Below are 25079 nucleotides of genomic sequence, written 5' to 3' on the forward strand. Positions count from 1 at the left end.
CTTCAGGGGCGCGTCCACATATGCCGTGTTGCTGCGCATCCCAGCAGGCCGGAAACCGAAAACCCCATAGCGCACCGCCTGCGGCCCGCGGGTTCGGGCTTCCAAGACTTTCGTACGCCTGCCGGCGCCCGAAACCCTTCAGGTGAGCGGACATACAGCTTACATGACCGGTCACGCCGTAGGATGATGCTTTCGCATGATCCTTCGTACTCCCCATAGCTGCGCCTGCTGGCAAATCAGCGTCACAACTGAAAGGAACCCGAGAGGAAATGGCGCTAAGATGTCGTCGGCTGACTGAGCTCCTTCGACAGCGCCTTTCAGAGCGACCAAGAGCAGAGCTACTACTAGCAACAGCGGCGCCTGCAACAGGACGAGCAAGCGGTTTGTGTTCGCTCCGTCCGTGCGCCCCATCGGCAACCGCCCAGCCGGCAAAGTCGCGTTCGCGCGCCAAGCCACTACGCATATCAGGGCAAGAGTTCCCAGAACGACTGCGAGGTTAGTCAGCATCGAAGGTCTCAGTTAGCACGGATTGAAGTCCAAACCTAGCGTGACGAATGTCCGCTAGTGGTCGAAAGCAGAATGCCCGTACGCAGTCAGCTTCCGCAAGTAGACGTTTCCAAACGTCGGCTATCGCCAACGCGGCATCCCTTTAATCGAAGCGTCAGCGGCTCTGGATTCCCGCGTCCGCGGGAATGACGGGGTGGCGAGCGGGGCGTCTTGCGCTTCGCTTTCTGAAGTTGCTGACGATGGGAAAGAGCGGGTCTCCAATTTCTTTGGAACATAACACGAACACGTCCGGAAAGCAACCCGTCAATAGCGCTCCAGCCGGACCGGCATCCGGCGATAGCCGTGGACGAAGCAGGCGGCGACGCGGTCCGGTTCGCCGTCGACGACGGCGCGCATGCGGCGTTTCGCCATCTCCTCGAGCAGCACGCCCACCTGCAGTTCCGCGAGGCGTGCGCCGACGCAGCGGTGGATGCCGTGGCCGAAGGCGAGGTGGCGGCGGGCGTTGAGGCGGTCGACGCGGATCGCGTCGGCGTCCGGGCCGAACACGCTCTCGTCGCGATTGGCGGAGAGGTACCAGAGGATTAGCTTGTCGCCCGCCGCGATACGCTGCCCCATCAGTTCGGTGTCGCGCGTCGCGGTGCGGCGCATGTGCGCGAGCGGGGTCTGCCAGCGGATCAGTTCCTGCACCGCATTGGGGATGAGCGCGGGGTCCGCCTCCAGCTGCGCGCGCGCGTCGGGGTAGAGGTTCAGGCCATAGGCGAGTGCGGACATGGTGTTGCGCGTCGTGTCGTTGCCGCCGACGATCAGCAGGATCAGATTGCCGATGAATTCGTGCGTATCCATGTGCGCCATCGCGTCCGAATGGATCATCATCGAGATGAGGTCGGGCGTCTGCGGCTTGCCGACCTTGGCGTTCCACAACTCGGTGAAATAGGCGCCGCATTCGTACATGTGGGCGAGACGTTCCTTGCGTGTCGCCTCGTTCTTGACGAGCTCGATATCGCCGGCCCAGTCGGACCAGAAGGTGAGCTTGCGCCGGTCCGCCCAGGGGAAGTCGAACAGGATGGCGAGCATCTGCGTCGTCAGCTCGATCGACACGCGGTCGACCCAGTCGAACGTCTCGCCCCAGGGAAGCGCATCGAGCACTTCTGCGGTGCGCGTGCGGATGTCGGCGGACATGCGCACCATTTCCGACGGGGTGAAGGCGGGGGCGACGGTGCGGCGCTGGCCGGTGTGGACGGGACGGTCGCGCGCGATGAACATCGGCAGGCGGACCGTCTGGTCGGGCGGCATGTCGGCGATGGTGATGCCGCCGGCTTCGGAGGAATAGACGTCGGGGAGCGATTCGACCTCGACGATGGGCTTGTAGGTCGAGACGGACCAATAGGCGCCGTAGTCGCTGTGTTCGCAGCGATAGACCGGCGCGGTCTCGCGCAGCGTGCGGAAGGGCGCGTGCCAGCAGTCGTCGCGGTAGAGCGCGGCGCGGCTGACGTCGAGCGGGTCGACCGCGGCCGCGGCCTCCGTCGCGTGAGTGGCCATGGGTCCTCTCCTGTCTTTTGACCGAAGAGAAACCCTGTTGCCGGTTACGTCAAGGGCGTGGCTGCGGGCTTGCGCCGGAACCAGCGCGGCTTGGCGCTGCCCGACTGGAGGACGCCGCGGCGGAACAGCCGCGCGCCGACGGTGATGAACAGCGAAACCCACAGGAGCTGCCACGCGATCGCCGCGAGATGCGGCCAGAGCGCAGGCTCGGTCGCCGCGCGTCCTGCCATCGCGAAGGGCGAGGACAAAGGGAAGATGCGCGCGAGCCAGCCGATCGCGCTGTCGGGATGCGCGGTGCCGGCAAGCGCGAGCGCGAGCATCGCCATCTGGATGATCGAGATGGGCAGCGACAGCATCTGGATCTCGCGCGGGGACGAGGCGAGCGCGCCGACGACGAGGAAGGCGGAGCCGAGCAGCAGATAGGCCATGGTGAAATAGGTGAAGAACAACAGGCCGAAGGCGGGCAGGCCGACCGCGGTCTGCAGCGCGAGCGCGCGCGCGACGTCGGGGGGCAGGAAGGTGCCGAGCTTGGCGACGATCGTCGCCCAGAAGCCGACGAACAGGATCGCGACGCCGAACATGCCGAGCAGCTTGCCGAGGAACACGCTTTCGAGCGGGACCGCGGCGGCGAGCACCTCGATCACCTTGTTGTTGCGCTCTTCGGCCATCGTGCCGACGACCTGGCTGGCGAGGAAGAGGTTCAAGAGGAAGACGCCGAAGACCGCGAAGGAGGCGGACTGGCGGTAGCTCGCCGCGCCGCCGCCCGCGCGCGATCCGGTGACGGGCGTCTTGGTGACGGTGACGCGAGGCAGCGCGCCGCCGAGCCGCTGCGCGGCGAGCGCGTCGCCGGCGAGGAGGCCGAGATAGTCGGCGGCGCGCTTGCCGCGTGACCCGTAAAGGATGCGCGGCGCATCGAGCGGACCGTAGAGCACGGCGCTCGCCTCATAGCCCTTTGCGTCGAAGGCGGCGCGCGCCTGCGCCTCGCCGCGGCCGTCGGGGGCGAGCGTGACGAGCGCGGGCGGCTGTTCCTCGTCGCGGCGGAAGGCCGTGCGCAGGCGATCGTCGGCGGCGGTGACGGCGCGCGTCGCGGCGGCGGGGACGATCGCGACGATCCGCGCCTTGTCCGCGCGCGCATCCGCGACGCTGGCCGCGCCCATGCCGCCGACCGCCCCGAACGCACCCATGATGAGCGGGGCGAAGAGGAAGAGGAGGAAGATCGGGGTGAAGACGGTGGCGGTGAAGTCGCGGCGCGCGATGGTCAGTGCCTGGCGCAGGGTGCGGGCGAGGGTCATGCGAAGGCTCCCGCGGGTTCGGCGTGGGTGACGTTGCCGGCCGCCGCCTGGCCGACAATGCGGACGAAGGCGTCGTGCAGGCCGGGGCGCTCGATTGACAGGCCGGCGATGCCGTGGCCGCGCTCGATCAGCGTGACGAGCAGCGGTTCGATGCCCTGCGGTGGCAGCTGGAAGCGCCATGCCCGCCCGTCGCTTTCCGCATCGGCGGGCAGCAGTGTGGCGAGGTCGATCCCGGGATGCGCGGGCGTGTAGCGTACCTGCTGCGGCAAGGTAGCGCGCGCCTCGTCCACCGTGCCTTCGAAACGGCGCTTGCCGCTCGCGATGATCGCCAGCCGGTCGCAGATCCGCTCGGCATGTGCCATGATGTGCGTCGAGAACAGGATCGTCGCGCCGCGATCGCGCTCGGCGAGGATCAGCGCCTCCAGCTTCTCCTGGTTGACGGGGTCTAGGCCGGAGAAAGGCTCGTCGAGGACGAGCAGGTCGGGGCGGTGGACAACGCTGCCGAGCAATTGCACCAGCTGCGCCATGCCCTTCGACAATTTGCGGATTTTCTGGTCGATGGCGTGGCCGAGGCCGGCCGCCTCCATCATCTCCGCGGCGCGGACCCGGCCGGTCTTCCAGTCGAGACCGCGCAACGCGCCCATGAAGGCGATCGCCTCGCGCGCCTTCATCGCGGGGTAGAGGCCGCGTTCCTCGGGCAGATAGCCGATGCGGTCGCTGGCGTCGCGCGGCGCGTCGAGGCCGAAGACGGCGCGGCGTCCCTCGTCGGGTTCGATGATGCCGAGCAGCATGCGCAATGTCGTCGTCTTGCCCGCGCCATTGGGGCCGAGCACGCCGTAGATCGCGCCGCGCGGCACGGCGAGGTCGACGCCGTCGACGACGCGCCGCTCGCCGAACCTCTTGACCAGACCTTGGGCGGATATCGCCAGATTGCCTTCGCTCACCCTGCCCCCGTTTATCCCGCCTTCGATGCGGCGCGGGGATGTGGTAGCGGGCGCGCGTGCCGCAGGACAAGCTGGAAGATCGGATCAGGGCCAAGGCGGCGGAGCTGGGCTTCGTCGCATGCGGGATCACGCAGGCCGATGCCGCGCCCCGCACCGCCGAGCGGCTGCGCCAGTGGCTGGCCGAGGAGCAGCACGGCGACATGATCTGGATGGCGGAACGCGCGCATCATCGCGAGGCGCCGGCGGGGCTGTGGCCGGCGGTGCGCAGCGTCATCTCGCTCGGCATGAGCTATGCCCCCGCCGCCGATCCGCTGCGGCTGGAGGGCGTCGGCGAGGTCGGGCGCATTTCCGTCTACGCACAGGGCGGCGATTATCACGACGTCGTCAAGAAGGCGCTGAAGGCGCTTGGCCGGTGGCTGGCGCAGGAGGCGGGATGCGACCTCAAGGTGTTCGTCGACACTGCGCCGGTGATGGAAAAGCCGCTGGCGGAGGCGGCGGGGCTGGGGTGGCAGGGCAAGCACACCAACCTCGTCAGTCGCGAGCATGGCAGCTGGCTGTTCCTGGGCGCGATCTACACGACGCTGGAGCTTTGGCCGGATGCGGCGATGCGGCAGAGTTGCGGGTCGTGCGATGCGTGCCAGCGGGCGTGCCCGACCGATGCCTTTCCGGCGCCGTTCCGGCTCGATGCGCGGCGGTGCATATCCTATCTGACGATCGAGCATGCCGGGCCGATCCCGGAGGAATTCCGCGAGGGCATCGGCAACCGCATCTACGGCTGCGACGATTGCCTGGCGGTATGCCCCTGGAACAAGTTCGCCGCCGCCGCGGCGGCGAACATCGCGTTCCAGCCGCGCGCCGAGCTGACCGTGCCGCATCTCGCCGACCTGCTCGCGCTGGACGATGCAGGGTTCCGGCAGGTGTTCGCCGGATCGCCGATCAAGCGGATCGGGCGGAACCGGATGGTGCGCAACGCGGCGATCGCGGCGGGGAACAGTGGGGCGGCATCGCTGAAGCCCGCGCTGACGCGGCTGGTCGACGACGCGGATGCCGTGGTGGCGGAGGCGGCGCGATGGGCGCTGGCGCGGCTGTGACGATCGACCGGCGGCGACATCCGGAGGGCATGACGTTCCATAGCTGGCCGGCGGCGGACGGATGGCCGCTGCGCGCGTTCGACTGGCCGGTCGCGGGCCCGCGGGGACGGCTGCTATTCCTGGGCGGGCGCGGCGATTTCGCGGAGAAATACCTGGAGGCGATGGCGCATTGGCGTGGGCAGGGGTGGAGCGTCGCGGGGTTCGACTGGCGCGGGCAGGGCGGGTCGGGGCGGCTGCTCGCCGATCCGATGGTCAATCACCTCGACAGTTTCGAGCCGCTGCTGGACGATCTCGCCGGTTTCATGGCGGAGTGGCGTACAGGCGCGGGCCCGCATGTCGCGGTGGCGCATTCGATGGGCGGGCATTTGTTGCTGCGGCTGCTCGCCGAGCGGGGCGTGGCGCTGGATGCGGCGGTGCTGGCGGCGCCGATGCTGGGCATCCGCGCGGGGCCGCTGGGGACGCGTGCGATCGGACTGGCGGCGCGCGGCGCAGTTGCGGCGGGCCGGGCCGAGCGGCGCGTGTGGGAGGGCGATGCGGGCAACGTCGGCGGCCGGATGACCGCCTGCCCGGAGCGGCAGGCGGACAAGGTCTGGTGGAAGACGACGACGCCGGCCATCGCATCGGGCGCGCCGAGCTGGGGATGGACGCAGGCGGCGTGCCGGTCGCTGGCGCGGTTGCGCGCGAGCCGGCTGGAGGCGGTGGCGACGCCGTTGCTGCTGCTGGTGTCGGAGCGCGACCCGATCGTCGGCCGGCGTGCGATCCTGCGCACCGCCGCGCGGCTGCCGCGGGCCGAGGTGGAGGTCTATCCGGGGCAGGGGCATGAACTGCTGCGCGAGGCGGATGCGCGGCGGCTGGCGGTGCTGGCGCGGATCGACGGGTTTCTGGCGGAGGTGGGCTGAGGCCCGCTTTACTTGCCGCCGTCGCGGCGGGTGAGAGCGGCAACGCAGCTGGCGCGGTCGATGGTGCTGCCGTCGGGTTCGCGCGCGTCGAGATAGGTGACGCGCTGTTCGCCGCCGTCCTTCGGGTAGAGATAGGCGTCGAGCACGCAGATCGGGCCGGCGAACTGCAGCTTGCGCGCAGGGCCTTCGCGCGTGTCGGCATCGGGCTGGCCGAACAGCGCGGCGAGGCCGGCGGCATTCTGGCCGATGACGCGTTCGAGCCCGACATTGGTGTAGGGGACGACCGCGCGGTTCGCGACGGGCGGCGCGACGACGCCGGGCGCGGCGCAGCCCGACGCCGCGAGCACGAGCGCCGATGCCAGCGCGATCCGGACCTTCATGCCTTCCCCCCGTGGAACAGATGCGTCGCCATCGCCGCGCCGACGATCGGCGCGAGCAGGCCGAGCAGCGGAACCACGAACAACCCGGTCGCGACAAGCCCCAGTACGAAGCGCGGGCCGACGGTCGCCCTGCGCCAGCCCCGCATCGTCGCATCGTCGATATGGCGGCTGGCGACCATGTCGCCGAGGTCGCGGCCGAGCAGCCAAGCATTGACGGCGGTGAAGGCGACGACCGGACCGACTGCGGTGAACAGCAGCGCGATATAGACGGGCAGCATGACGAGGTTGACGAGCGCGGCACGGAGCGCGGAGGCGAGCCCCATGCGCGCGGCGCGGACCATGCCGACCGGACGCGCGGCGGCGAAGGCGGCGGGGTAATGCCGCGCCTCCACCGCGGCGACGACATCGTCGGCGAACAGGCCGATCACCGCGATCCCGACGATGCGGAACAGCAGCCAGCCCGCCAGCAATTCGATCGCGACGGCGGCGACCGCAGCCAGCCCCCGCGCCGCATCCCAGCCGGCCAGCAGATGATCGAGTAGGACGTACAGCCCCGCGCCGAGCGCGACGAACAGCAGCAGCGTGAGCGCCAGCGACTTGGCGAGGACGCGCAGGATCGCGGGGTCGCCGAGCTGGCGGAGCGTGAGCACGAGCGCGCGGATCATCGCCATCGCAGGTGGCGCGGGCTGCGGGATGCGTCAAGCGGGGGGCTCGCGCGGCGGGACAAAGGGCGGTAGGGAGCCGCTTTATCCCTATTTTCGGAGCTTCCCCTACCTTGACCCAGCCCCGTTTCGAGGTGGTCGCGATCGGCAATGCGATCGTCGACATCCTGTCCCAGGCCGACGATGCGTTCATCGCGGAGATCGGCGTCGCCAAGGGATCGATGCAGCTGATGTTCTCGCCCGAGGACGCGGATGCGCTTTATGCTAAGATGGGGCCGGGGCGCGAGGTGTCGGGCGGATCGGCGGCGAACACCGTCGCCGGCATCGCGGCGCTCGGCGGGCGCACCGCCTTCATCGGGCAGGTCGCCGACGACCAGCTGGGCGCGGTGTTCGCGCACGACATCCGCGCGGCGGGCGTGCATTTCGATACCGCGGTCCGCCCCGGCCAGCCGACCACCGCGCGCTGCCTGATCTTCGTGACGCCCGATGGGCAGCGGACGATGAACACCTATCTCGGCGCGTCGCAGTTCCTGCCCGAGAGCGCGCTGGACCTGTCGATCATCCGCGATGCGGCGATCCTGTATCTCGAGGGCTATCTTTGGGATCCGGAAGAGCCGCGCGTCGCGATGCGTGCCGCGATCGATGCGGCGCGGGGCGCGGGGCGGCGTGTGGCGTTCACGCTGTCCGACGTCTTCTGCATCGGGCGGCACGGCGGCGACTTCCGCGCGTTGATCGCCGATGGGCTGATCGACATCCTGTTCGCCAACGAGAACGAGCTGACCGCGCTGGCCGAGGTCGAGGATTTCGATGCGGCGGCGGCGAAGATCGCCGCGCAGGTGCCGACCCTGGTGGTGACGCGCGGCGCGCACGGCGCCTGCGCGATCCAGCGCGGAGAACGCGCCGAGGTTACCGCCGAGCCGATCGACCATGTCGTCGACACGACGGGCGCGGGCGATCTGTTCGCGGCGGGCTTCCTGCACGGCCAGGCGATCGGCAAGGGGCTGGAGGAATCGCTGAAGCTCGGCGCGATCTGCGCCGCCGAGATCATCAGTCATTTCGGCGCCCGCCCGATGGTGGACATGCAGGCGCTGGTGGCGGCCAAGGTAGGCTGAGCCGGCGAACCGCCGACAAAAGCAAAGGGCCGGTGGATCGCTCCACCGGCCCTTTTTTCATGCGCCCTGCCGGGCCGCTCAGTGGAGCGACCGCGATGTTTCGGGCTGGAGCGAGGGATCATCGACGGTGTCGATGATGCCGCGCCCGACGTACGACCGGCTGCGGCTGTAGCCGAAGTAGATGACCAGGCCGATCGCGCCCCAGATGGGCAGAACGAGCTTCGCGGTCAGCGGCAGCGACAGATAGAGGACGACGCAGCCGAGGATCGCGAGCGGCGCGACGACGTAGACCGCCGGCGTGCGGAACGGCCGCTTGCGCGTCGGATCGGTGCGGCGCAGCACCATCACCGAAATCGCCACCATGAAGAAGGCGAAAAGCGTACCGGCGTTCGAATAATCGGCGAGCTTGCCGACCGGCAGGATCGCTGCCGCGACCGCCGCCGCGACGCCGGTCATCAGCGTGACGACATGCGGGGTGCGATAGCGCGGGTGGACCGAGGCGAGTTTGGCGGGCAGCAGGCCGTCGCGCGCCATGGTGAAGAAGATCCGCGTCTGGCCGAACATCATCATCAGCACGACGGACGGCAGTGCCAGCACCGCGGCGAGGCCGACAAGACGGCCGATCAGCGGCCAGTTGATCGTGTCGAGAACGTGGACCAGCGCCTCCTTGGAGCAGACGAGCGGTTCGAGCGCGCCGCCCGCGACGATCGCGGCGCAGCGGCCGGCGATTTCCGGCGTGCCGGGCGACAGCACCTGGCCGGCGAGCGAAGTCACCGGCTGCGCGCCGATCGCCCCGATCGCGCCCGAGGCGACGAGGATGTAGAAGATGGTGCAGATCGCGAGGCTGCCGATCAGGCCGACCGGCACGTTGCGCTGCGGGTTCTTCGTCTCTTCCGCGGCGGTCGAGACGGCGTCGAAGCCGACGTAGGCGAAAAAGATCGACGCGGCCGCGCCGAGTACGCCGAGCCCCGACGAGCTGAACGGATTGCCGATGCCGGTGGGCAGGAAGGGGTGGAAATTGTCCGCCTTAATCACCGGAATGGTCAGCGCCACGAAGGCGGTGAGCGCGGCGATCTTGATCGCGACGAGCACGGCGTTGACGCGCGCGCTTTCGGTCGTGCCGATGATCAGCAGCCAGGTGACGAACGATACGACGACGACCGCCGGCACGTTGACCCAGCCGCCCGCCGCCATCGCCTGCGTCAGGTCCGGGCTGGGGTCCGCGCCGAAGGCGAGGTACATGTGCGCCATCAGCGCATCGGCGTTGCTGATCGCAGCAGGCACGTGGAAGCCGATGCCGTTGAGCAACCCGACGGCGTGGTTCGACCAGCCGACTGCGACCGCGGACGCGCCGACCGCATATTCGAGGATCAGCGCCCAGCCGACCATCCAGGCGAGGATCTCGCCCGTCACCGCATAGGTATAGGTGTAGGCCGACCCCGACACCGGGACCATCGAGGCGAGCTCGGAATAGCAGAGCGCGGCGACCGCGCAGATGAAGCCGGCGACCAGGAAGCTGAGCAGCATGCCCGGCCCCGCCTTCTGCGCGGCTTCGGAGGTGAGGACGAAGATGCCGGTGCCGATGACGGCGCCGATGCCCAGCATGGTCAGCTGGAACGCGCCGAGCGAGCGGTGCAGGCCCTTTTTCTCGGCGGTGGCAAGGATGGCGTCGAGTGGCTTGACGCGCCCGAATATCATGTAAGCGATCCCCCCATCTGCGTTCGAGGCCTACCCGGCCCCCCGCATGGTGAAGCGGCGGAGCCTAGTCGCAAATGATACGGGTGCAATAGCCTTATCGCAGTCGGCTCCCGGCCGTGGCGCCGCTCACCGCGCCAGCATGGGGCCGAGCGGGCGGCCGGCAAAGAGGTGGACGTGGAGGTGCGGCACTTCCTGGCCGGCGTCGCGGCCGATATTGGCGAGCAGGCGATAGCCGCCGTCGACGAGGCCGAGCTGGCGCGCGACGATGCCGACCGCGCGGACGAAGCCGACAATTTCCGCCTCGCTCCCCTTGGCGGCGAAATCGTCCCACGAGACATATGGGCCGCGCGGGATGACGAGGATGTGCGTCGGCGCGTGCGGCGCGATGTCGTGGAAGGCGACCGCCCATTCGTCTTCGTAGACGCGGTTCGACGGGATCTCGCCGCGCAGGATCTTCGCGAAGACGTTCTGGTCGTCGTACGGCAGGGTGGGGTCGATCGGCATCGGGGGCGTCCTTCAGGAGGGGCGGGCGGCCTTTTCGTCGTGGCCCGAGACGCCCTCGCGCCGGGCGAGTTCGGCGCGCACATCCGCAAGGCCGAGGCCGGCGTCGGCGAGCAGCACCATCAGGTGGAAGACGAGGTCGGCGGCTTCCGACACGAGTTTTTCGGGCTCAGCGAGTGCGGCGATGACCGTCTCGGTCGCCTCCTCGCCGACCTTCTGCGCGATCTTGGGGCGTCCCTTCGCGAACAGGCTGGCGACATAGGAGGTGCCGGCATCGGCGCCGCGGCGCCGGGCGATCGTGGCTTCGAGGCGGTCGAGCGGGTCCATGTCCCCGCTTGGCGCGGCGGGGGTGGCGGCGTCAATCGTTCCCGGCGTCAATCTTTCCTGGTGAAGCGACGGCGCAGCGCGCGGCGGACGAGCCAGACGCCGACCGCCGCGACGACGAACAGCGCGACGTCGGACAGCGCCGGCGCGGTGCGGGGATGGACGATGCCGGAATGGCCGCCCGCGATGGACAGGAGCGCGATCATGCCGGCCCTTATGCGCGCGACGCCTTGCCGAACCGCTAACCGGCGGCGAGCGGCCGGCGGACCGGGATGCCCGCGGCGGCGAGCGCGGCATGCGCGTCGGCGATGCTCGCCTCGCCGAAATGGAAGATCGAGGCGGCGAGCACCGCGCTGGCATGGCCGTCGCGCACCCCGGCGACGAGGTCGTCGAGCCCGCCGACACCGCCGCTGGCGACGACCGGCACGGTGACGCGGTCGGCAATGGCGCGGACGAGCGCGAGGTCGTAGCCCGAACGCGTGCCGTCCTTGTCCATCGAGGTGACGAGCAGTTCGCCAGCACCGAGTTCGGCGAGGCGGACGGCATGGTCGACCGCGTCGATGCCGGTGGCGCGTCGGCCGCCGTGCGTGAACACTTCCCAGCGATCGCCCGACCGGCGCGCGTCCACCGAGGCGACGCAGCATTGGCTACCGAAACGCTCCGCGATGTCGGCGACGACCTCCGGCCGGGACACTGCGGCGGAATTGACCGCGACCTTGTCCGCGCCGGCGAGCAGCAGCGCGCGCGCATCGTCGGCGGTGCGCACGCCGCCGCCGACGGTTAGCGGCATGAAGCAGACGGCGGCGGTACGGCGGACGACGTCGAGGATCGTGCCGCGCCCTTCCGCGCTGGCGGTGATGTCGAGGAAGCAGAGCTCGTCGGCGCCGGCCGCGTCATAGGCGCGCGCCTGTTCGACCGGATCGCCGGCGTCGATCAGGTCGACGAAGTTGACGCCCTTCACGACGCGGCCGTTCGCGACGTCGAGACAGGGGATGACGCGGGCGCGGACGGTCATGGCTGAACCTCGCCCCCTTCAGGGGAGGGGTGAGGGGTGGGGGACGCCGTAGGCGACAACGAGCCGGACTCCCCCACCCCAACCCCTCCCCTGAAGGGGAGGGGCTTGTGCTGCGCCGCGTGCCGCATCGTCATGCCGCCGCCGCCACGCTGAGCGCCGCGGCGAGGTCGAGGCGGCCGTCGTACAGCGCGCGGCCGGTGATGACGCCTTCGATCCCGTCTCGGGCATGGATCGCGAGGAGGTGGATGTCGTCGATGCCCTTTACCCCCCCGCTGGCGATCACCGGGATCGACACGGCGCGGGCGAGGTCGACCGTCGCCTCGATGTTCGCGCCCTTGAGCAGGCCGTCGCGGCCGACGTCAGTAAACAGCAGCGCGGCGACACCGGCATCCTCGAAGCGGCGTGCGAGGTCGACGACACTGGTGGTGGAGACGTCGGCCCAGCCCTTGGTCGCGACCATGCCGTCCTTCGCGTCGACCGCGACGACGATGCCGCCGGGGAAATCGTGCGCGGCGCCGCGGACGAAGTCCGGGTCCTCGAGCGCGGCGGTGCCGATGACGACGCGCGACACGCCGAGGTCGAACCAGCGTTCAACGCTGTCGCGGGTGCGGATGCCGCCGCCGAGCTGCACATGGCCGGGGAAGCGCGCGATGATGGCACGCACCGCCTCGCCGTTGACCGATTCCCCGGCGAAGGCGCCGTCGAGGTCGACGACATGGAGATGCTGCGCGCCGGCGTCGGCGAACAGCATCGCCTGCGCCGCGGGATCGTCGCCATAGACGGTGGCGCGGTCCATGTCCCCTTCCGCAAGGCGGACGACCTGGCCGGCCTTGAGGTCGATGGCGGGAAAGACGATGAGCGGGGCGGTGCGGGTCATGGACGCCATTTCAGGAAGGTGGCGAGCATCGCCAGGCCGTAGCGCTGGCTCTTCTCCGGATGGAACTGGACGCCCAGCATCGTGTCGCGCGCGATCGCGGCGGTGACGGGGCCGGCGTGATCGGTGGTCGCGACGATGTCCTCGCCGTCATAGGCGTAGCTATGCAGAAAATAGGCCTCGCCCGTCGGGACGAGCGGGTGGTCGCCGGCGGGGCGCACGTCGTTCCAGCCCATGTGCGGCACCTTCGCCGCCGCAGTTCCGGGCATCGTGCCGGGATCGAGGCGGCGGACGCGGCCCTTCATCCAGCCGAGGCCGCGGTGGATGCCCATCTCTTCGCCCGTTTCCGCCATCAGCTGCATGCCGACGCAGATGCCGAGGAAGGGGCGGGCGCGGTCGAACACGGCCGCGCGCAGCGCGTCCTCCAGCCCGTCGACGGCGCGCAGGTTCGCCGCGCAGGCGCCGAACGCGCCGACTCCGGGCAGCACGATGCGGTCGGCGCGGGCGATTGCATCGGGGTCGGCGGTGATCGTCACGTCGGTCGCGCCCGCCGCGGCGAGCGCATTGGCGACGGAGTGGAGGTTACCCGATTCGATGTCGATCAGCGCGAGCGTCATGCCAGCATCTCCGCCAGCGCCGGCGCGGCCATGCTCGCGGTGAAGGCGGTGACCTCCGCCCGCGCCAGCCCGCTCGCGACGAAGGGATCGGTGGCGACGAGCGCCTCGACCCGCGCGGCGTCGCCGCGGATGACGATGACGCCGCCGGTGCGCGGCACCTTGCGCCCGGAGGCGAGGATCAGGCCCGCGTCATAGCCCTGGCGCAACCAGGCGATATGGTCCGCCATGCGCGAACCGATCGCGTCGAGCGGGGCGTCATAATGCAGCGACACGATGCACAAAGGCGCATCGGTCCGGACGAAGGGTTCGCTCACAGCATGCCCCCCATTACAGGATACCCTTCGTCGAGGGGATGGCGTCGCCCTTGCGCGGGTCGATCTCCACCGCGGCGCGCAGCGCGCGGGCGAGACCCTTGAACGCACTTTCGACGATATGGTGGTTGTTCTGCCCGTACAGCGTCTCGACGTGCAGCGTCAGGCCAGCGGTCTGCGCGAAGCTGTGGAACCAGTGTTCGATCAGCTCGGTGTCCAGGTCGCCGAGCCGCGTCATCGTGAACGCCGTCTTCCATACCAGCCACGGCCGGCCCGAGATGTCGAGCGCGACGCGGGTCAGCGTCTCGTCCATCGGCGACAGCGCGTCGCCGTAGCGGCGGATGCCGCGCTTGTCGCCCAGGGCCTTGGCGATCGCCTGGCCGAGCGCGAGCGCCGAATCCTCTGCGGTGTGGTGCCCGTCGATGTGCAGGTCGCCGTCGACCTTCAGATCGATATCGATCAGGCCGTGGCGCGACAGCTGTTCGATCATATGGTCGAGGAATCCGATGCCGGTGTGGATCGCATAGACGCCGGTGCCGTCGAGGTTGACGGTGACGTCGATCCGCGTTTCGGCGGTGGAGCGGTTGATCGTGGCGGTGCGCATGTCGGTTCGGCCCATACGTGGGTGTGTCGGCACACACAATCTTGACCGGTTTGGGCAAGTCGCTACCCAAGGGGCATATGACCGACGGACTGCCCGATAGCCTGATCCCTTACGACGAGATCGTCCAGGAGGCGCTGCGCGCCGTCGTCGGTCGCGTGCTGGGGTCGGTGGCCGAAACGGGCGCGCTGCCCGGCGACCATCATTTCTACATCACGTTCAAGACGCAGGCGCCCGGGGTCGACATCCCCAAAAGGCTGATCGAGCGCTTCCCGGACGAGATGACGATCGTGCTGCAGAACCGGTTCTGGGACCTGACGGTCGACGAGCGCAAATTCTCGGTCGGGCTGAGCTTCAACCAGGTGCCCTCGAAGCTCGTCATCCCCTATTCGGCGATCACCGGCTTCCACGACCCGGCGGTGAATTTCGAACTGCGTTTCCAGGCGACCGAGGATCCGGACGACGGCCCCGAGCCGCACGAAGAGGCGGAGAACGATGGCCCGACGGTGACGCCGGTGGAGGACGGGTCGAACGTCGTCAGCGTGGATTTCAAGCGGAAGAAATAGGGCGCGAGCGATTTAGTCACGACTAAATCGCGGTCGCGCAAGCGACGCGCCCCGCCGGCCGGGCTCGGCCAGCGGCCGAGCTTCGACGTCACGGGATTTACTCCCGTGACGGCGTGGGGTGGTTCTCCATGCTCCGTCATCCCCGCGGAGGCGGAGATCCAGACCCGGAGACGTCCGCGAATCTCAGCACCGGCAGCGCGTCTGGATTCCCGCCTGCGCGGGAATGACGTGTGGGGGTGTGGCGCTCTTCGTCCCTCCTTCGTCGTCCCTGCGGACGCCGGGACCCATGGACTCGGGACGCTGACGGGTCGCGCCATCGCTGGCCGAGCGCTTTCATGGGTCCCGGCGTTCGCCGGGATGACAAAGGAGGGGGCGGAACACGATGCCGTCCCCAGATCGCCCGGCAACCAACCCCGCCGCCGCCGGTTCCTCCATCATGACCGACACCCGCACCGAAACCGATTCGATCGGCCCGATCGAGGTTCCCGCCGACGCCTATTGGGGCGCGCAGACCGAGCGGAGCCTGGAGAATTTTCCTTTCCACGCGCGCGAGCGGATGCCGATCGGGATCGTCCATGCGCTGGCGATCGTGAAGCAGGCGGCGGCGCGGGTGAACCGCCGGCATGGCCTGGCCGCGGACAAGGCGGACGCGATCGAGGCGGCGGCGGCGGAGATCGTCGCCGGCATGCTCGACGACCAGTTCCCGCTCGTCATCTGGCAGACGGGTTCGGGCACGCAGTCCAACATGAACGTCAACGAGGTGATCGCCGGCCGCGCCAACGAGAAGCTGGCGGGGACGCGGGGCGGCAAGGCGCCGGTGCATCCCAACGACGACGTCAATCGCGGCCAGTCGTCGAACGACAGTTTTCCGACCGCACTGCACGTCGCGGCGGCGTTGGCGGTACGCGACCGGCTGCTGCCCGCACTGGCTACGTTGCACGATGCGCTCGATGCCAAGGCGAAGGCGTGGGACGGCATCGTCAAGATCGGCCGCACGCATCTGCAGGACGCGACGCCGTTGACGCTGGGGCAGGAGTTTTCCGGCTACGTCCAGCAGCTCGCCAATGCGCGCGACCGGATCGAAGGAACGGTGAAGCGCAACATCCTGCCGCTGGCGCAGGGCGGCACCGCGGTCGGCACCGGGCTCAACGCACCGTCGGGTTTCGCCGAGGACATGGCGGCAGAAATCGCCGGGCTGACCGGCATTCCCTTCGTCACCGCACCCAACACGTTCGAGGCGCTGGCGTCGAACGACGGACTCGTCGACCTGCACGGCACGCTGAATGTGCTGGCGGTCGCGCTCACCAAGATCGCGAACGACATCCGCCTGCTCGGCTCCGGCCCGCGCTCTGGCCTGGGCGAGCTGGAGCTGCCCGCGAACGAGCCGGGAAGTTCGATCATGCCCGGCAAGGTCAACCCGACGCAGGCCGAAATGCTGACGATGGTTGCCGCGCAGGTGATGGGCAACAACGTTGCGGTCACCGTCGGCGGGCTGCAGGGGCATATGGAGCTCAACGTGTTCAAGCCGTTGATCGGCGCGAACGTGCTACGCTCCATCGACCTGCTGAGCGTCGGGATGGAGAGTTTCGCCGCGCGGACGGTGGCGGGGATGCGCGCGAACGAAGCGCGGATCGTCGAGCTGGTCGACCGGTCGCTGATGCTCGTCACCGCACTGGCGCCGGAGATCGGCTACGACAATGCCGCGAAGATCGCCAAGCATGCGCATGCGACCGGCGGCACGCTGAAAGAGGCGGGGCTCGCGCTGGGTCTGGTCGATGCGGCGATGTTCGACCGGCTGGTACGGCCAGCGGCCATGGTCGGCCGATAAGGGGCGATCGATAAAGGACCGTTTCCGGAACAACTTCGCTGCGTCGCGAATTGGACGCGGGCGAATACGGGAGGCATTCATGAGCGCAACAACACTCGGCGCGCTGATCGGCGGCGCGATCGATGCAATGTCCGGCGACGATGGCGTCGCGGATGGCGCGATCATCGGTGCGGTGACCGCCAACGTGCTGAAGGTCGTGCTGCCCGTGGTGGTGACCTATGCGGTCGGCTGGGCCGTGCTGCGCGGCGCGGCGGAACTCAAGAACCAGGTTTTCGGAGAGGCAGAGGCATGATCGGCAAGATTATCGGAGCGCTCGTCGGGCGCGAGCTGGACCGTCGTCAGGGTTCGGACGGCGTCAAGGGCGCGGTTGCCGGCGCGGTCGCCGCCGGCGTGCTGCGCCGCATGGGGCCGCTCGGCATGCTGATCGGCAGCGGCTATGTCGCCAAGAAGGCGTACGATCGCCGGAAGATGGCGAAGCGCAGCGTGATCTGACGCCGCGCTTCGGGCGTGCACTGGGCACGGCCGAATATTTTTCCGCAGTGCAACAGGCCGCGGGTGCTTGACGCCTGCGGCCTTCGCGCGCCACTAGCACGCATGCCGACGACCCCACCTGACCCGCACAATTTCAAGCGTCGCGGAGTCCTGTTCGTCCTGTCCTCCCCCTCGGGCGCGGGTAAGTCGACGATCGCGCGCAAATTGCTCGCCGCCGATCCGGAACTGGCGATGTCGGTGTCCGCGACGACGCGGCCGATGCGCCCCGGCGAGGTCGAGGGCAGGGATTACCATTTCGTCGACCTCGAGGAATTCCGTCGCATGGTGGCGGAGGACGAGTTCCTGGAATGGGCGCACGTCTTCAACCACCGTTACGGCACGCCGCGCGCGCAGGTCGAGGCGATGCTGGCGGCGGGCAAGGACGTGCTGTTCGACATCGACTGGCAGGGCGCGCAGCAGCTGTTCCAGATCGCGGGCGGCGACGTGGTGCGTGTGTTCATCTTCCCGCCGTCGATGGAGGAACTGCGGTCGCGACTGACCAACCGCAACACCGATTCCGCCGAGGTGATCGAGGCGCGGATGGCGCGCGCGACGAACGAGGTCAGCCATTGGGACGGCTATGACTATGTCCTGGTCAACGACGACGTCGAGCAATGCTTCACGGGCGTGCGCACGATCCTAGCCGCCGAACGGCTGAAGCGGTCGCGGCAGACCGGGCTGATCGGCTTCATCCGCAAGCTGACACGCTGAACCGACGCTGGCGTCAGGCGGGGTCGAGCGCCGCGAGAAACCGTACCGCCGCGTCATAATCGCGCCGCCGCGTTTCGCGCGCCTGCGCGGCGAGCGGGTCGTGGCCCCAGTGATCGGCCTGCCAATCCTCGTCGACGTTCGCGGCGCGCCAGAGCGTGTCCGCGTCGCTTGCCCCTTCGACGAGGGCGAGTGCGAGCACGAGCGATCCGGTGATCGTCACGACCGGCGACAGGCCGGCGAGGTGGAAGGCGTCGAGCGCGGCAACCGCTTCGGTCAGCCGGTGCACCGTGGCGGCGGGTTGCGGCGTATGGAGGATGCCTGCCGTCACCGCGAAATGCACGTCGTACCGCCCGCGCGCCCAGTCGAGCCACGGGTCCCATGCCGCCGCCTGCCGCGCGACGAGCGGTTCGGGATCGGCGGCACGGTAACAGAGCAGGTCGCTTTCACCGTAGGCGGCGAGGCCCGCGGCGAAGGCGGCGGGGTCGGGCGCGATGCGATCGATCGCGGCATTGGCGAGCCCGGTGAGCGGCATCGCGCGCGGATCGAGCGTGTCGCCGACGGCATTCCACTCGCCCGCGACCGTATGCGCCAGCGCATCGGTCGGCAGCGTCAGCGGCGTGCGACCGGGAGTGCGCACCGGACGTCCATCCAGCATTACGACGCGGTTCGCGTCGACACTCGCCTGAGCCCAGAACCGCTTCATGCGTCGGGGCTGCGCCAGCGATGCGCGAGGCTGGCGGGCACGATCGCGATGACGGCGAGCGCCGACAGGACGATGGCGATGCCGAGGATCTTGACCGGTATGTCGTGGGTGCGCGCGGCGAGGATCATGCCGAACACCGCGCCCGCGGTCCCGGCGAGGCGAATCGCGACGAGCGCCAGCCAGCGGCGCATCGCCTTGGCGTCCTCCGGCGTCATGCGAGCAGCCCTGGCAGCGCATCGACCGTCTCTGCGACCACGTCCGCGCCGCCGCGGGCGAGATCATCCCGATCATGATAGCCCCAGGCGACGCCGACGGCACGCGCGCCGGCGGCCCTGGCCATCGCCATGTCGAAGCTAGTGTCGCCGATCATCGCGGTTTCGTGCGGCGCCGCGCCGGCTTCCGCCATTGCGGCGAGCAGCATCGCGGGGTCGGGCTTCGACGGATGGCGATCCGCGGTCTGGAGCGTGACGAAGCGCTGCGTCAGGCCGTGATGGGCGAGTACGTGCGCCAGGCCGCGATCGGACTTGCCGGTCGCGACGCCGAGCAGCCAGCCGTCCGCGGCGAGCCGGGCGATCACCTCGGCGATTCCGTCGAAGAGCGGCTCTTCCGCCATGTCGCCGCTGGTGCGCAGGTCGAAGAACGCCTGCTTGTAATCGGCGGCCATGCGGCTGTGCGTCGCGTCGTCCTCTTCCGGCAACAGGGCGTGCAGCGCCTCGACGAGGCTGAGACCGACGATGCGGCGGATCGCGGCGCGTGGCGGCGGGGGGCGGTTGGCGATCGCGAACGCCGCCTCCATCGCCTGGCAGATGTTGGCCTGGCTGTCGACGAGCGTGCCGTCGCAGTCGAACACGGCGAGCCGCGGCACCGCGATCAGTCCCGGCTGCCGCGGCGGCGGCGTTCGCCGCGATGTTCCTTGCGCATCGACTTGGCGTGCGCCCTGGCGCGCTGTTTTAGAACGGCCTTGGGCGGTGGGCCCTTCTTCGGTTCCTCCAGCGGCATGGCATCGCCCTGCGCCGTCTCGAAGCCGAGGCTGGCGAGGCTTTCGGCGAAGTGCGTCGGCAGATCGGCGACCTGGTCGAGCGTACCGCCGTCGGGATGGTCGACGCGGATGCGGCGCGCGTGCAGGTGCATCTTGCGGCTGATCCCGCCGGTGAGGAAGGCGGCGGGACCGCCGTACTTGCCGTCGCCGACGATCGGGTGGCCGATCGCCGCCATGTGGACGCGCAGCTGGTGCGTGCGGCCGGTGAAGGGTTGCAGTTCGACCCAGCAGCAGCGGTTGCCCGCGCGCTCGATGACACGGTAGCGCGAGCGCGACGGCTGGCCGTTCTCCTCGTCGACGTGCATCTTTTCGCCGCCGGTGCCGGGCTGTTTGGCGATCGGCAGGTCGACCATGCCGTCGTCGATCGAGGGGACGCCGACGACGAGCGCCCAATAGACCTTGCGCGCGGTGCGGCCCGAAAATGCCTTGGCAAAGAAGGCGGCGGCCCGGCTAGTGCGGGCGATCAGCAGCGCGCCGCTGGTGTCCTTGTCGAGGCGGTGGACCAGCTTCGGCCGGCTTTCGCCGTCGAACTGGAGCGCGTCGAGCAGGCCGTCGACATGCTCGACCGTCTTGGTGCCGCCCTGCGTGGCGAGGCCGGGCGGCTTGTTGAGGACGAGCGCCTGCGCATCCTTATGAATGACCATCTCGCGGGCGAAGGCGACCTGATCCTCGGTCAGCGGCGTACGGTCGCGCTGCGGGCGCGGCGTCGTGGCCGCGGGGGCTGCCTCCGCCGGGGGGACGCGCAGCACCTGGCCGGCAGCGATGCGGTCGCCCGGCGTGGCGCGCGCGCCGTCGACGCGCAACTGACCGGTGCGCGCCCATTTCGCGACGACGGTGAAGCTGGTGTCGGGCAGATGCCGCTTGAACCAGCGATCGAGGCGGATGCCGTCGTCGTCGAGGTCGACGGTGAACTGGCGGACGGCGTCGGTCATGCCACCCCCCGCGCCAGCGCGAGGCCGCCGGCGAGCGCGAGGATCGAGCCGATCACCGAGACGAGAACGTAGAAGAGCGCGAGCGGCAGCGCGCCGCGTTCGATCATCGTCACCGTATCGAGCGAGAAGGACGAAAAGGTGGTAAAACCGCCGAGCACGCCGACGCCGAGCAGCAGGCGCCAACTCTCCCCGCCGGTGCCGAAGCGCGCCAGATTGCCGACGAGCAGCCCCATCAGCAGGCCGCCGATCAGGTTCACCGAGAGCGTGCCATAGGGAAAGGCGGGGCCGAACACAGCGAGCGTGGCACGGCCCATGAGGTGCCGCGCGCCGCTGCCCAGCGCGCCGCCGAACATGACGAGAAGGAGAGGCATGCCCCGCCCCCTACCGGAATTGGCGCGCAAAGGGAAATGCCCGGCGCGAGCATCCCTCGCTCAGCGCGTCACCAGGTCGACGTCGGTCCCGCCGCCGGGGCGGGGGCTGGCGTAGAGGACGAAGGCGGCGTCGCCGTGCGTGCCGCCGAGCACGTGGCGGTTCCCATCCGCCTGATGTTCCGCGGCATAGCCGGCGCGGGTGACGCGGGCGTTATACCAGTCGAGGATGCGGCCGAGCGGGGCGGCGCTAGCGAAGCTGACGACGCGCAGGCCGCAGGCATCGTTGCCGGCCGCCTCGACGACGCGGGCGTCGGGGTAGAGCGGTACGGCGGCGGGCAGGCGGTTGGCCCAGGTGGCGGAATAGCTGACGTTGCGCGCGCAGTCGGCGGTCATCGGCGACTGGCGGCGGGCGAGTTCGCCGAGCGTCAGCGCGCCGTTCGCCTTGCGGCATTCGGGGCAGTCGGCCTTTGCCGGCGGCGTCGCCTTCAGGTCGGCGCTGCGTACGCCGTCGGGGCGGGCGCCGGCGTCGTCGGGGGGCACCGATCCCGCATCCGGGCGGCTGGGCGGACGGACGACGTTGGTGTTGGCCGATTGCGTCATCGCCGGATCGACCATGATCTGGTCGCGCAGCGCCGCGGTGAGCGCCGGGTCGTGCTGGTTGACGGGCTTTGCCCCTTCGGTCAGTTCGCGGTCGAGGCTGTCCAGATCCTGCTGCGTCGCGGCGGGCTTGGCGCAGGCGGCGAGCGGCAGGGCAAGGAGGAGCAAGGCGAGAGTCGGGGACACGGCGGGGATCGTGGCGCGCGCGCCGCTAAGGAACAAGCGACAAGCGTGGTTAATGGTGATCGCCGCCTTTACCGTGCCGGGGCGGGACATGGGATGGATCGGATCGGCACGGGGCCCTTGCACTGGCGGGGAACGGGGCCATGTGATGGCCATGCTGAACATCATTTCCGTGCTGATCGGTGTCGTCACGCTGGTGCTGGGGCTGGTCGCGTTCGTGCCGTTGCTGGGCTGGCTCAACTGGCTGGTGATCCCGATCGGGGTCGTCGGCGCGGCGGTTGGCGCGTTGTCGTCGAGCAACGGCGGGCGCAACCTCAACCTGATCCTGATCGTCATCTTCGCGGTCCGGCTGAGCCTAGGCGGCGGAATCATCTGAGTCGCGGTGCCGGCCCGCTCCCCCTCCCGGCCACCCATCGAGGATACCTTGTGGTGGCCGGGAGGGGGAGCGGGCCGGCACCGTCACGAAATTCGCCCTGGCGAATTTCCGGACATACGCACGGCGGAGGGGCCCGGCGGTCGCGCGCCGAGCCCCCATCTTAGCCGAAGCCTGTCCGCTTAGCGGCAGACGACCTGGCCGCGGTCGACCGACTGGCCGAGCAGCGCGCCGCCGGCGCCGCCGATCACCGTACCGAGCAGGCGCGAGCCGCCGCCGGCGATGACATTGCCGAGCGCACCGCCGGCGAGGCCACCGATGATGAGGCCCGTCGTGCCATCCGAACGGCGGCAATAATAGCGGCCGTCGTTACCGCGGTAGATGCGGTCGTTGCGGGTCAGCCGGCGCGGCTGGTAATAGCGGCCGTCGCGGTAGTAACGGTCGGCATAATAGGCGCGCTGGCCCGGCGGCAGGCGATTGTAGTCGTAGCTGCGCCAGGTGCGATAATCGTCGCGGCGATAATCATCACGGCGATCCTGGCGGATGTCGCGCAGGTCCTCGCGGCGATCCTTGCGGGCATCGCGGACCTGGTCGCGGTAATCGCGCTGCGCATCGCGGATGTCGCGGGGCGAATCGGCGTTGCGCACGTCGCGGCGATAGTCGCGCTGCGCGTCGCGGACTTCCTTGCGATATTCACGGTTCGCCTGCCACGGCGTGTCCTGCGCCGCGACGGGGATGGCGCCGATCGTGGTCGCGGCGAGCGCCGCGGTGAGAAAAGCGGTACGCATCAAACTCTCCTTCTCAATGCATGCCAGGAAAACGGATCGCGCGGATGACGGTTGCGTGAACCGAAAACTACGTCCGGTTCATGAATGAGACAGCAGCGCTGCCTTTCTCCGCCGCTCCCGGCCCGCCTGTCTCACCGCCGCCGCCCTCAGCCGAAGGTGGTTTCCAGCGTGATGTCCGCGTTCAGCACCTTCGACACCGGGCAGCCGGCCTTCGCCTCGTTGGCGATGCGTTCGAACTCGGACTGGTCGATGCCGTCGACATGACCCTTGAGCGTCAGCGCCGATTTGCTGATCTTGAACCCGTCGCCGTCCTTGTCGAGCGTGACCCGGGCGCTGGTTTCGAGCGTGCCCTGCGTATGCCCCGCCTGCGCCAGCGCGAAGGACAGCGCCATCGTGAAGCAGCTGGCGTGCGCCGCGGCGATCAGTTCTTCGGGGTTGGTGCCCGCGCCGTCCTCGAACCGCGTGTTGAAGCCATATTGCGTGTCGCTGAGCACGCCCGACTGAGTCGAAACGTGACCCTTGCCGTCCTTGCCGAGCCCGTCGTAGCGGGCCGAACCCGAGCGCGTTACCATCGTCCTTGCTCCTTCGTCACATGAGACCGGGGCGCCGCGATTGCTCGCGACACCCCGGCCCAACGCGTGAACGCGCATTTGGCGGCAGCCGGAAAACGACGCTTGTCCCAGCGCGCGCTCCGGCCGTCGCGGCTTAGCGGCAGCCGCGACGGCTGCGCTGGCTGCTGCGGTCGACCTCGCGGCCGAGCAGGCCGCCCGCCACCGCGCCGCCGAGCGTACCGAGCGTGCGGTCGCCGCGCGTATCGATCGTGCGGCCGAGCAGCGCGCCCGCGACGCCGCCGACGACGAGGCCGGTGGTGCCGTCCGGCTTGCGGCAGCGCAGGCGGCCGCGATCGTCACGCCATTCGCGATACTTGTAGCGCTGCGCGCCCGCCTGCGAGATCGGCACCGCCATCGTGGCGGGGATGACCATCGCGGTGCAACCAAGGGCCAGCATCAACTTGCGCATCGTAACACTCCCATTGTTCAAAGTTCGTGTGGGGCCAACGCCGTCCGGATAATGAGAGTTGCATGAACGCAGCACAACGTTCCGTTCAGGAAACGAAAGGCGGCTGCGGGCGCGTCAGCCGAGCGCGTTGACCAAGGTCGCGACGTCGCGATCGTCGGGGGCCGCGTCCGGCGTCGCCGAGGCGGCGGGCGCGGGGCCGGACGCGTGACGCGGCCCCGACAGGCCGCCCGCCATCTCCGCCACGCCCCACAGGATGCCCGCCGCCCAGAGGAGCGCGGCGCGGCGGCTGCGGAAGAGGCGGGGGCCGGGGAGCATGACCGCGCCAGCGTGCGCGCGCGGGCTTGCGATCGGGTTGCGCGAAAGGGTTAAAGCCCGCCTGTGGCGATCGAAAGGTCGCAAAGGTCGCAGTGTCTGGGGGGTAGGCGGGGGTCAACAGCGCATCGCGGGATCCTCCTCCGGCGCCTCGTCGTCGAAATCGGCGGGGCCGACGGGCAGGTCGTCGACGGAGATGGCGGCGAGTCCGTCGAGCGCGGCGGGGAGCGCGCGCTGCGCGCTGCCGACGCGATCGGTACCGAAGGCGTTGCCCGCGGTCGTCGGCCCGAACAGGTGCGGCATCGTCTTGGCGAGCAGGAATTCGGCCATGCGATCGGACGGCACGCGCGTCTGCGACACGATCTCGCCATCCTTCCACACGGTGCGCACCGCGCCATTGATCGCGCGATCATAAGCGACGGCGAGCAGACGGTGGCCCGCGGCGAGCTGCGCCTGCGTCCAGGCGTGCGCGAAGGCGGCGGCGCGGGGGTGCAGGCGCAGGCGATAGGCGGAGCGCGCGGTCATGCCGACCGCATCGGCGGCCGCCGCGACGCAGCCGGTTTCGGCGAGCGCGCCGAGGAAGTGGCGCTGCCGCTCCACCGTCCAGCCGTCGTGCCGCGAGCGCAGCGACGGCGCGCGATAGGCGGGCGGGGGCGATGCGCGTTGCGGATCGAAAGGGGCGGGATCGAAAGGGGCGGGATCGAAAGGGGCGGGATCGGAGGGCGCAGGATGGGCGGTGTCGGGCATGGGTCGACTCC

The 25079-nt window shown here is 69.6% G+C and carries 34 protein-coding genes; 9 read left to right on the forward strand and 25 right to left on the reverse strand.

Features of this window, described 5'->3' with window-relative positions:
* Nucleotides 1–810 precede the first annotated feature (810 nt).
* From DM480_RS10215 to DM480_RS10225, 3 genes are read right to left on the reverse strand one after another with little or no spacing between them, the layout of a single operon-like run.
* Complete coding sequence (locus DM480_RS10215; protein WP_115378749.1) at nucleotides 811–2046, reverse strand: cytochrome P450; 1236 nt, start codon at nucleotides 2044–2046, stop codon at nucleotides 811–813.
* A gap of 44 nt (nucleotides 2047–2090) precedes the next feature.
* Complete coding sequence (locus DM480_RS10220) at nucleotides 2091–3338, reverse strand: ABC transporter permease (protein ID WP_115378751.1); 1248 nt, start codon at nucleotides 3336–3338, stop codon at nucleotides 2091–2093.
* Nucleotides 3335–4282: an ABC transporter ATP-binding protein gene (locus DM480_RS10225; RefSeq protein ID WP_115378753.1), complete on the reverse strand. Its 948-nt coding sequence runs from the start codon at nucleotides 4280–4282 to the stop codon at nucleotides 3335–3337. Before DM480_RS10225 ends, DM480_RS10220 begins: the two co-directional genes overlap by 4 nt.
* Before the next feature lie 56 nt (nucleotides 4283–4338).
* Between DM480_RS10225 and queG the strand changes: the two genes are divergently transcribed.
* Both queG and DM480_RS10235 read left to right on the forward strand, forming a co-directional pair.
* Nucleotides 4339–5373, forward strand: a complete 1035-nt coding sequence (gene queG / locus DM480_RS10230; RefSeq protein WP_198665796.1) for a tRNA epoxyqueuosine(34) reductase QueG — start codon at nucleotides 4339–4341, stop codon at nucleotides 5371–5373.
* Nucleotides 5352–6272 carry an alpha/beta hydrolase gene (locus DM480_RS10235; RefSeq protein WP_232833956.1) on the forward strand — a complete coding sequence of 307 codons (921 nt, stop codon included), beginning with the start codon at nucleotides 5352–5354 and terminating at the stop codon, nucleotides 6270–6272. Before queG ends, DM480_RS10235 begins: the two co-directional genes overlap by 22 nt.
* Nucleotides 6273–6280: 8 nt before the next feature.
* On the opposite strand, the gene DM480_RS10240 is transcribed toward DM480_RS10235, so the two are convergent.
* Together DM480_RS10240 and DM480_RS10245 are read right to left on the reverse strand one after the other, a co-directional pair.
* Complete coding sequence (locus DM480_RS10240) at nucleotides 6281–6652, reverse strand: hypothetical protein (protein WP_115378755.1); 372 nt, start codon at nucleotides 6650–6652, stop codon at nucleotides 6281–6283.
* The gene (locus DM480_RS10245) at nucleotides 6649–7317 is read right to left on the reverse strand and encodes an EI24 domain-containing protein (protein ID WP_115381150.1); all 669 of its coding nucleotides are present in this window, start codon (nucleotides 7315–7317) and stop codon (nucleotides 6649–6651) included. The genes DM480_RS10240 and DM480_RS10245 overlap by 4 nt, the downstream gene beginning before the upstream one ends.
* A 110-nt stretch (nucleotides 7318–7427) precedes the next feature.
* Here DM480_RS10245 and DM480_RS10250 point away from each other — a divergent pair, with 110 nt between their 5' ends.
* A complete protein-coding gene (locus DM480_RS10250) occupies nucleotides 7428–8426 on the forward strand; it encodes an adenosine kinase (protein ID WP_115378757.1) in 999 nt (332 codons plus the stop codon).
* 78 nt (nucleotides 8427–8504) lie between these two features.
* Here the strand turns inward: DM480_RS10250 and DM480_RS10255 are convergent, their stop codons facing one another.
* The 9 genes from DM480_RS10255 to hisB all read right to left on the reverse strand — a co-directional run bounded on the left by DM480_RS10255 (nucleotide 8505) and on the right by hisB (nucleotide 14370).
* On the reverse strand, nucleotides 8505–10124 hold the full coding sequence (locus DM480_RS10255; protein ID WP_115378759.1) for an amino acid permease: 1620 nt from the start codon (nucleotides 10122–10124) through the stop codon (nucleotides 8505–8507).
* 126 nt (nucleotides 10125–10250) lie between these two features.
* Nucleotides 10251–10628, reverse strand: a complete 378-nt coding sequence (locus DM480_RS10260) for a histidine triad nucleotide-binding protein (protein ID WP_115378761.1) — start codon at nucleotides 10626–10628, stop codon at nucleotides 10251–10253.
* Between the two features lie 12 nt (nucleotides 10629–10640).
* On the reverse strand, nucleotides 10641–10952 hold the full coding sequence (locus DM480_RS10265) for a phosphoribosyl-ATP diphosphatase (RefSeq protein ID WP_115378763.1): 312 nt from the start codon (nucleotides 10950–10952) through the stop codon (nucleotides 10641–10643).
* 47 nt (nucleotides 10953–10999) lie between these two features.
* Entirely contained in the window at nucleotides 11000–11155 is a 156-nt protein-coding gene (locus tag DM480_RS18255) for a hypothetical protein (protein ID WP_198665797.1), read from the reverse strand.
* Nucleotides 11156–11190: 35 nt separating this feature from the next.
* Nucleotides 11191–11964, reverse strand: a complete 774-nt coding sequence (hisF, locus tag DM480_RS10270) for an imidazole glycerol phosphate synthase subunit HisF (protein WP_115378765.1) — start codon at nucleotides 11962–11964, stop codon at nucleotides 11191–11193.
* A 130-nt stretch (nucleotides 11965–12094) separates the two neighbouring features.
* Nucleotides 12095–12841 (reverse strand): 1-(5-phosphoribosyl)-5-[(5-phosphoribosylamino)methylideneamino]imidazole-4-carboxamide isomerase, encoded by a 747-nt coding sequence (gene hisA, locus DM480_RS10275; protein WP_115381152.1) that lies wholly within the window; start codon nucleotides 12839–12841, stop codon nucleotides 12095–12097.
* Entirely contained in the window at nucleotides 12838–13455 is a 618-nt protein-coding gene (gene hisH / locus DM480_RS10280; RefSeq protein ID WP_115378767.1) for an imidazole glycerol phosphate synthase subunit HisH, read from the reverse strand. Before hisH ends, hisA begins: the two co-directional genes overlap by 4 nt.
* A complete protein-coding gene (locus DM480_RS10285; RefSeq protein ID WP_115378769.1) occupies nucleotides 13452–13769 on the reverse strand; it encodes a YciI family protein in 318 nt (105 codons plus the stop codon). The genes hisH and DM480_RS10285 overlap by 4 nt, the downstream gene beginning before the upstream one ends.
* 13 nt (nucleotides 13770–13782) lie before the next feature.
* The gene (gene hisB, locus DM480_RS10290) at nucleotides 13783–14370 is read right to left on the reverse strand and encodes an imidazoleglycerol-phosphate dehydratase HisB (RefSeq protein WP_115381154.1); all 588 of its coding nucleotides are present in this window, start codon (nucleotides 14368–14370) and stop codon (nucleotides 13783–13785) included.
* A 77-nt stretch (nucleotides 14371–14447) separates the two neighbouring features.
* Between hisB and DM480_RS10295 the strand changes: the two genes are divergently transcribed.
* The 5 genes from DM480_RS10295 (at nucleotide 14448) to gmk (ending at nucleotide 18003) form a co-directional block, all read left to right on the forward strand.
* Nucleotides 14448–14933 (forward strand): SspB family protein, encoded by a 486-nt coding sequence (locus DM480_RS10295; RefSeq protein WP_115378771.1) that lies wholly within the window; start codon nucleotides 14448–14450, stop codon nucleotides 14931–14933.
* Nucleotides 14934–15369: 436 nt separating this feature from the next.
* Entirely contained in the window at nucleotides 15370–16761 is a 1392-nt protein-coding gene (gene fumC, locus DM480_RS10300; RefSeq protein ID WP_115378773.1) for a class II fumarate hydratase, read from the forward strand.
* Between the two features lie 79 nt (nucleotides 16762–16840).
* On the forward strand, nucleotides 16841–17053 hold the full coding sequence (locus DM480_RS10305; RefSeq protein WP_115378775.1) for a hypothetical protein: 213 nt from the start codon (nucleotides 16841–16843) through the stop codon (nucleotides 17051–17053).
* Nucleotides 17050–17253 carry a hypothetical protein gene (locus tag DM480_RS10310; protein WP_115378777.1) on the forward strand — a complete coding sequence of 68 codons (204 nt, stop codon included), beginning with the start codon at nucleotides 17050–17052 and terminating at the stop codon, nucleotides 17251–17253. Before DM480_RS10305 ends, DM480_RS10310 begins: the two co-directional genes overlap by 4 nt.
* A 102-nt stretch (nucleotides 17254–17355) precedes the next feature.
* The gene (gmk, locus tag DM480_RS10315; protein WP_115378779.1) at nucleotides 17356–18003 is read left to right on the forward strand and encodes a guanylate kinase; all 648 of its coding nucleotides are present in this window, start codon (nucleotides 17356–17358) and stop codon (nucleotides 18001–18003) included.
* Nucleotides 18004–18016: 13 nt separating this feature from the next.
* Here the strand turns inward: gmk and DM480_RS10320 are convergent, their stop codons facing one another.
* The 6 genes from DM480_RS10320 to DM480_RS10345 are packed head-to-tail and all read right to left on the reverse strand — an operon-like array spanning nucleotide 18017 to nucleotide 21831.
* Nucleotides 18017–18706 (reverse strand): ATP12 family chaperone protein, encoded by a 690-nt coding sequence (locus DM480_RS10320; RefSeq protein WP_115378781.1) that lies wholly within the window; start codon nucleotides 18704–18706, stop codon nucleotides 18017–18019.
* Nucleotides 18703–18921 (reverse strand): hypothetical protein, encoded by a 219-nt coding sequence (locus DM480_RS10325; RefSeq protein WP_115378783.1) that lies wholly within the window; start codon nucleotides 18919–18921, stop codon nucleotides 18703–18705. The genes DM480_RS10320 and DM480_RS10325 overlap by 4 nt, the downstream gene beginning before the upstream one ends.
* Nucleotides 18918–19571 (reverse strand): HAD-IA family hydrolase, encoded by a 654-nt coding sequence (locus DM480_RS10330; protein WP_115378785.1) that lies wholly within the window; start codon nucleotides 19569–19571, stop codon nucleotides 18918–18920. Before DM480_RS10330 ends, DM480_RS10325 begins: the two co-directional genes overlap by 4 nt.
* 5 nt (nucleotides 19572–19576) lie before the next feature.
* Nucleotides 19577–20677 (reverse strand): RluA family pseudouridine synthase, encoded by a 1101-nt coding sequence (locus DM480_RS10335; protein ID WP_115378787.1) that lies wholly within the window; start codon nucleotides 20675–20677, stop codon nucleotides 19577–19579.
* Nucleotides 20674–21048 (reverse strand): fluoride efflux transporter CrcB, encoded by a 375-nt coding sequence (gene crcB / locus DM480_RS10340; RefSeq protein WP_115378789.1) that lies wholly within the window; start codon nucleotides 21046–21048, stop codon nucleotides 20674–20676. Before crcB ends, DM480_RS10335 begins: the two co-directional genes overlap by 4 nt.
* A gap of 60 nt (nucleotides 21049–21108) precedes the next feature.
* Nucleotides 21109–21831 carry a hypothetical protein gene (locus DM480_RS10345; RefSeq protein WP_115381156.1) on the reverse strand — a complete coding sequence of 241 codons (723 nt, stop codon included), beginning with the start codon at nucleotides 21829–21831 and terminating at the stop codon, nucleotides 21109–21111.
* Between the two features lie 145 nt (nucleotides 21832–21976).
* On the opposite strand from DM480_RS10345, the gene DM480_RS10350 reads away from it, so the two are divergent.
* A complete protein-coding gene (locus DM480_RS10350; protein WP_405053264.1) occupies nucleotides 21977–22204 on the forward strand; it encodes a hypothetical protein in 228 nt (75 codons plus the stop codon).
* Between the two features lie 179 nt (nucleotides 22205–22383).
* Here DM480_RS10350 and DM480_RS10355 read toward each other — a convergent pair whose 3' ends face one another.
* The 5 genes from DM480_RS10355 to DM480_RS10375 form a co-directional block, all read right to left on the reverse strand.
* The gene (locus tag DM480_RS10355) at nucleotides 22384–22989 is read right to left on the reverse strand and encodes a glycine zipper 2TM domain-containing protein (RefSeq protein WP_115378793.1); all 606 of its coding nucleotides are present in this window, start codon (nucleotides 22987–22989) and stop codon (nucleotides 22384–22386) included.
* Between the two features lie 146 nt (nucleotides 22990–23135).
* The gene (locus DM480_RS10360; protein ID WP_115378795.1) at nucleotides 23136–23561 is read right to left on the reverse strand and encodes an OsmC family protein; all 426 of its coding nucleotides are present in this window, start codon (nucleotides 23559–23561) and stop codon (nucleotides 23136–23138) included.
* 133 nt (nucleotides 23562–23694) lie between these two features.
* Nucleotides 23695–24009 (reverse strand): glycine zipper 2TM domain-containing protein, encoded by a 315-nt coding sequence (locus DM480_RS10365; protein WP_115378796.1) that lies wholly within the window; start codon nucleotides 24007–24009, stop codon nucleotides 23695–23697.
* 114 nt (nucleotides 24010–24123) lie between these two features.
* On the reverse strand, nucleotides 24124–24324 hold the full coding sequence (locus DM480_RS10370) for a hypothetical protein (RefSeq protein ID WP_115378798.1): 201 nt from the start codon (nucleotides 24322–24324) through the stop codon (nucleotides 24124–24126).
* A gap of 114 nt (nucleotides 24325–24438) precedes the next feature.
* Nucleotides 24439–25068 (reverse strand): hypothetical protein, encoded by a 630-nt coding sequence (locus DM480_RS10375; protein ID WP_115378800.1) that lies wholly within the window; start codon nucleotides 25066–25068, stop codon nucleotides 24439–24441.
* Nucleotides 25069–25079: the final 11 nt, after the last annotated feature.

Origin of the sequence: Sphingomonas sp. FARSPH (assembly GCF_003355005.1) — a bacterium.
Classification (GTDB): Bacteria; Pseudomonadota; Alphaproteobacteria; order Sphingomonadales; family Sphingomonadaceae; genus Sphingomonas.

Bases quoted from the DNA above. Each gene is read 5' to 3' on its own strand.
- DM480_RS10215 (WP_115378749.1), bottom strand. From the start codon at position 2,046: ATGGCCACTCACGCGACGGAGGCCGCGGCCGCGGTCGACCCGCTCGAC.
- DM480_RS10220 (WP_115378751.1), bottom strand. From the start codon at position 3,338: ATGACCCTCGCCCGCACCCTGCGCCAGGCACTGACCATCGCGCGCCGC.
- DM480_RS10235 (WP_232833956.1), top strand. From the start codon at position 5,352: ATGGGCGCTGGCGCGGCTGTGACGATCGACCGGCGGCGACATCCGGAG.
- DM480_RS10240 (WP_115378755.1), bottom strand. From the start codon at position 6,652: ATGAAGGTCCGGATCGCGCTGGCATCGGCGCTCGTGCTCGCGGCGTCG.
- DM480_RS10245 (WP_115381150.1), bottom strand. From the start codon at position 7,317: ATGATCCGCGCGCTCGTGCTCACGCTCCGCCAGCTCGGCGACCCCGCG.
- DM480_RS10255 (WP_115378759.1), bottom strand. From the start codon at position 10,124: ATGATATTCGGGCGCGTCAAGCCACTCGACGCCATCCTTGCCACCGCC.
- DM480_RS10260 (WP_115378761.1), bottom strand. From the start codon at position 10,628: ATGCCGATCGACCCCACCCTGCCGTACGACGACCAGAACGTCTTCGCG.
- DM480_RS10265 (WP_115378763.1), bottom strand. From the start codon at position 10,952: ATGGACCCGCTCGACCGCCTCGAAGCCACGATCGCCCGGCGCCGCGGC.
- DM480_RS18255 (WP_198665797.1), bottom strand. From the start codon at position 11,155: ATGATCGCGCTCCTGTCCATCGCGGGCGGCCATTCCGGCATCGTCCAT.
- hisF (WP_115378765.1), bottom strand. From the start codon at position 11,964: ATGACCGTCCGCGCCCGCGTCATCCCCTGTCTCGACGTCGCGAACGGC.
- hisA (WP_115381152.1), bottom strand. From the start codon at position 12,841: ATGACCCGCACCGCCCCGCTCATCGTCTTTCCCGCCATCGACCTCAAG.
- hisH (WP_115378767.1), bottom strand. From the start codon at position 13,455: ATGACGCTCGCGCTGATCGACATCGAATCGGGTAACCTCCACTCCGTC.
- hisB (WP_115381154.1), bottom strand. From the start codon at position 14,370: ATGCGCACCGCCACGATCAACCGCTCCACCGCCGAAACGCGGATCGAC.
- DM480_RS10295 (WP_115378771.1), top strand. From the start codon at position 14,448: ATGACCGACGGACTGCCCGATAGCCTGATCCCTTACGACGAGATCGTC.
- fumC (WP_115378773.1), top strand. From the start codon at position 15,370: ATGACCGACACCCGCACCGAAACCGATTCGATCGGCCCGATCGAGGTT.
- DM480_RS10305 (WP_115378775.1), top strand. From the start codon at position 16,841: ATGAGCGCAACAACACTCGGCGCGCTGATCGGCGGCGCGATCGATGCA.
- DM480_RS10310 (WP_115378777.1), top strand. From the start codon at position 17,050: ATGATCGGCAAGATTATCGGAGCGCTCGTCGGGCGCGAGCTGGACCGT.
- gmk (WP_115378779.1), top strand. From the start codon at position 17,356: ATGCCGACGACCCCACCTGACCCGCACAATTTCAAGCGTCGCGGAGTC.
- DM480_RS10320 (WP_115378781.1), bottom strand. From the start codon at position 18,706: ATGAAGCGGTTCTGGGCTCAGGCGAGTGTCGACGCGAACCGCGTCGTA.
- DM480_RS10325 (WP_115378783.1), bottom strand. From the start codon at position 18,921: ATGACGCCGGAGGACGCCAAGGCGATGCGCCGCTGGCTGGCGCTCGTC.
- DM480_RS10335 (WP_115378787.1), bottom strand. From the start codon at position 20,677: ATGACCGACGCCGTCCGCCAGTTCACCGTCGACCTCGACGACGACGGC.
- crcB (WP_115378789.1), bottom strand. From the start codon at position 21,048: ATGCCTCTCCTTCTCGTCATGTTCGGCGGCGCGCTGGGCAGCGGCGCG.
- DM480_RS10350 (WP_405053264.1), top strand. From the start codon at position 21,977: ATGGCCATGCTGAACATCATTTCCGTGCTGATCGGTGTCGTCACGCTG.
- DM480_RS10355 (WP_115378793.1), bottom strand. From the start codon at position 22,989: ATGCGTACCGCTTTTCTCACCGCGGCGCTCGCCGCGACCACGATCGGC.
- DM480_RS10360 (WP_115378795.1), bottom strand. From the start codon at position 23,561: ATGGTAACGCGCTCGGGTTCGGCCCGCTACGACGGGCTCGGCAAGGAC.
- DM480_RS10365 (WP_115378796.1), bottom strand. From the start codon at position 24,009: ATGCGCAAGTTGATGCTGGCCCTTGGTTGCACCGCGATGGTCATCCCC.
- DM480_RS10370 (WP_115378798.1), bottom strand. From the start codon at position 24,324: ATGCTCCCCGGCCCCCGCCTCTTCCGCAGCCGCCGCGCCGCGCTCCTC.
- DM480_RS10375 (WP_115378800.1), bottom strand. From the start codon at position 25,068: ATGCCCGACACCGCCCATCCTGCGCCCTCCGATCCCGCCCCTTTCGAT.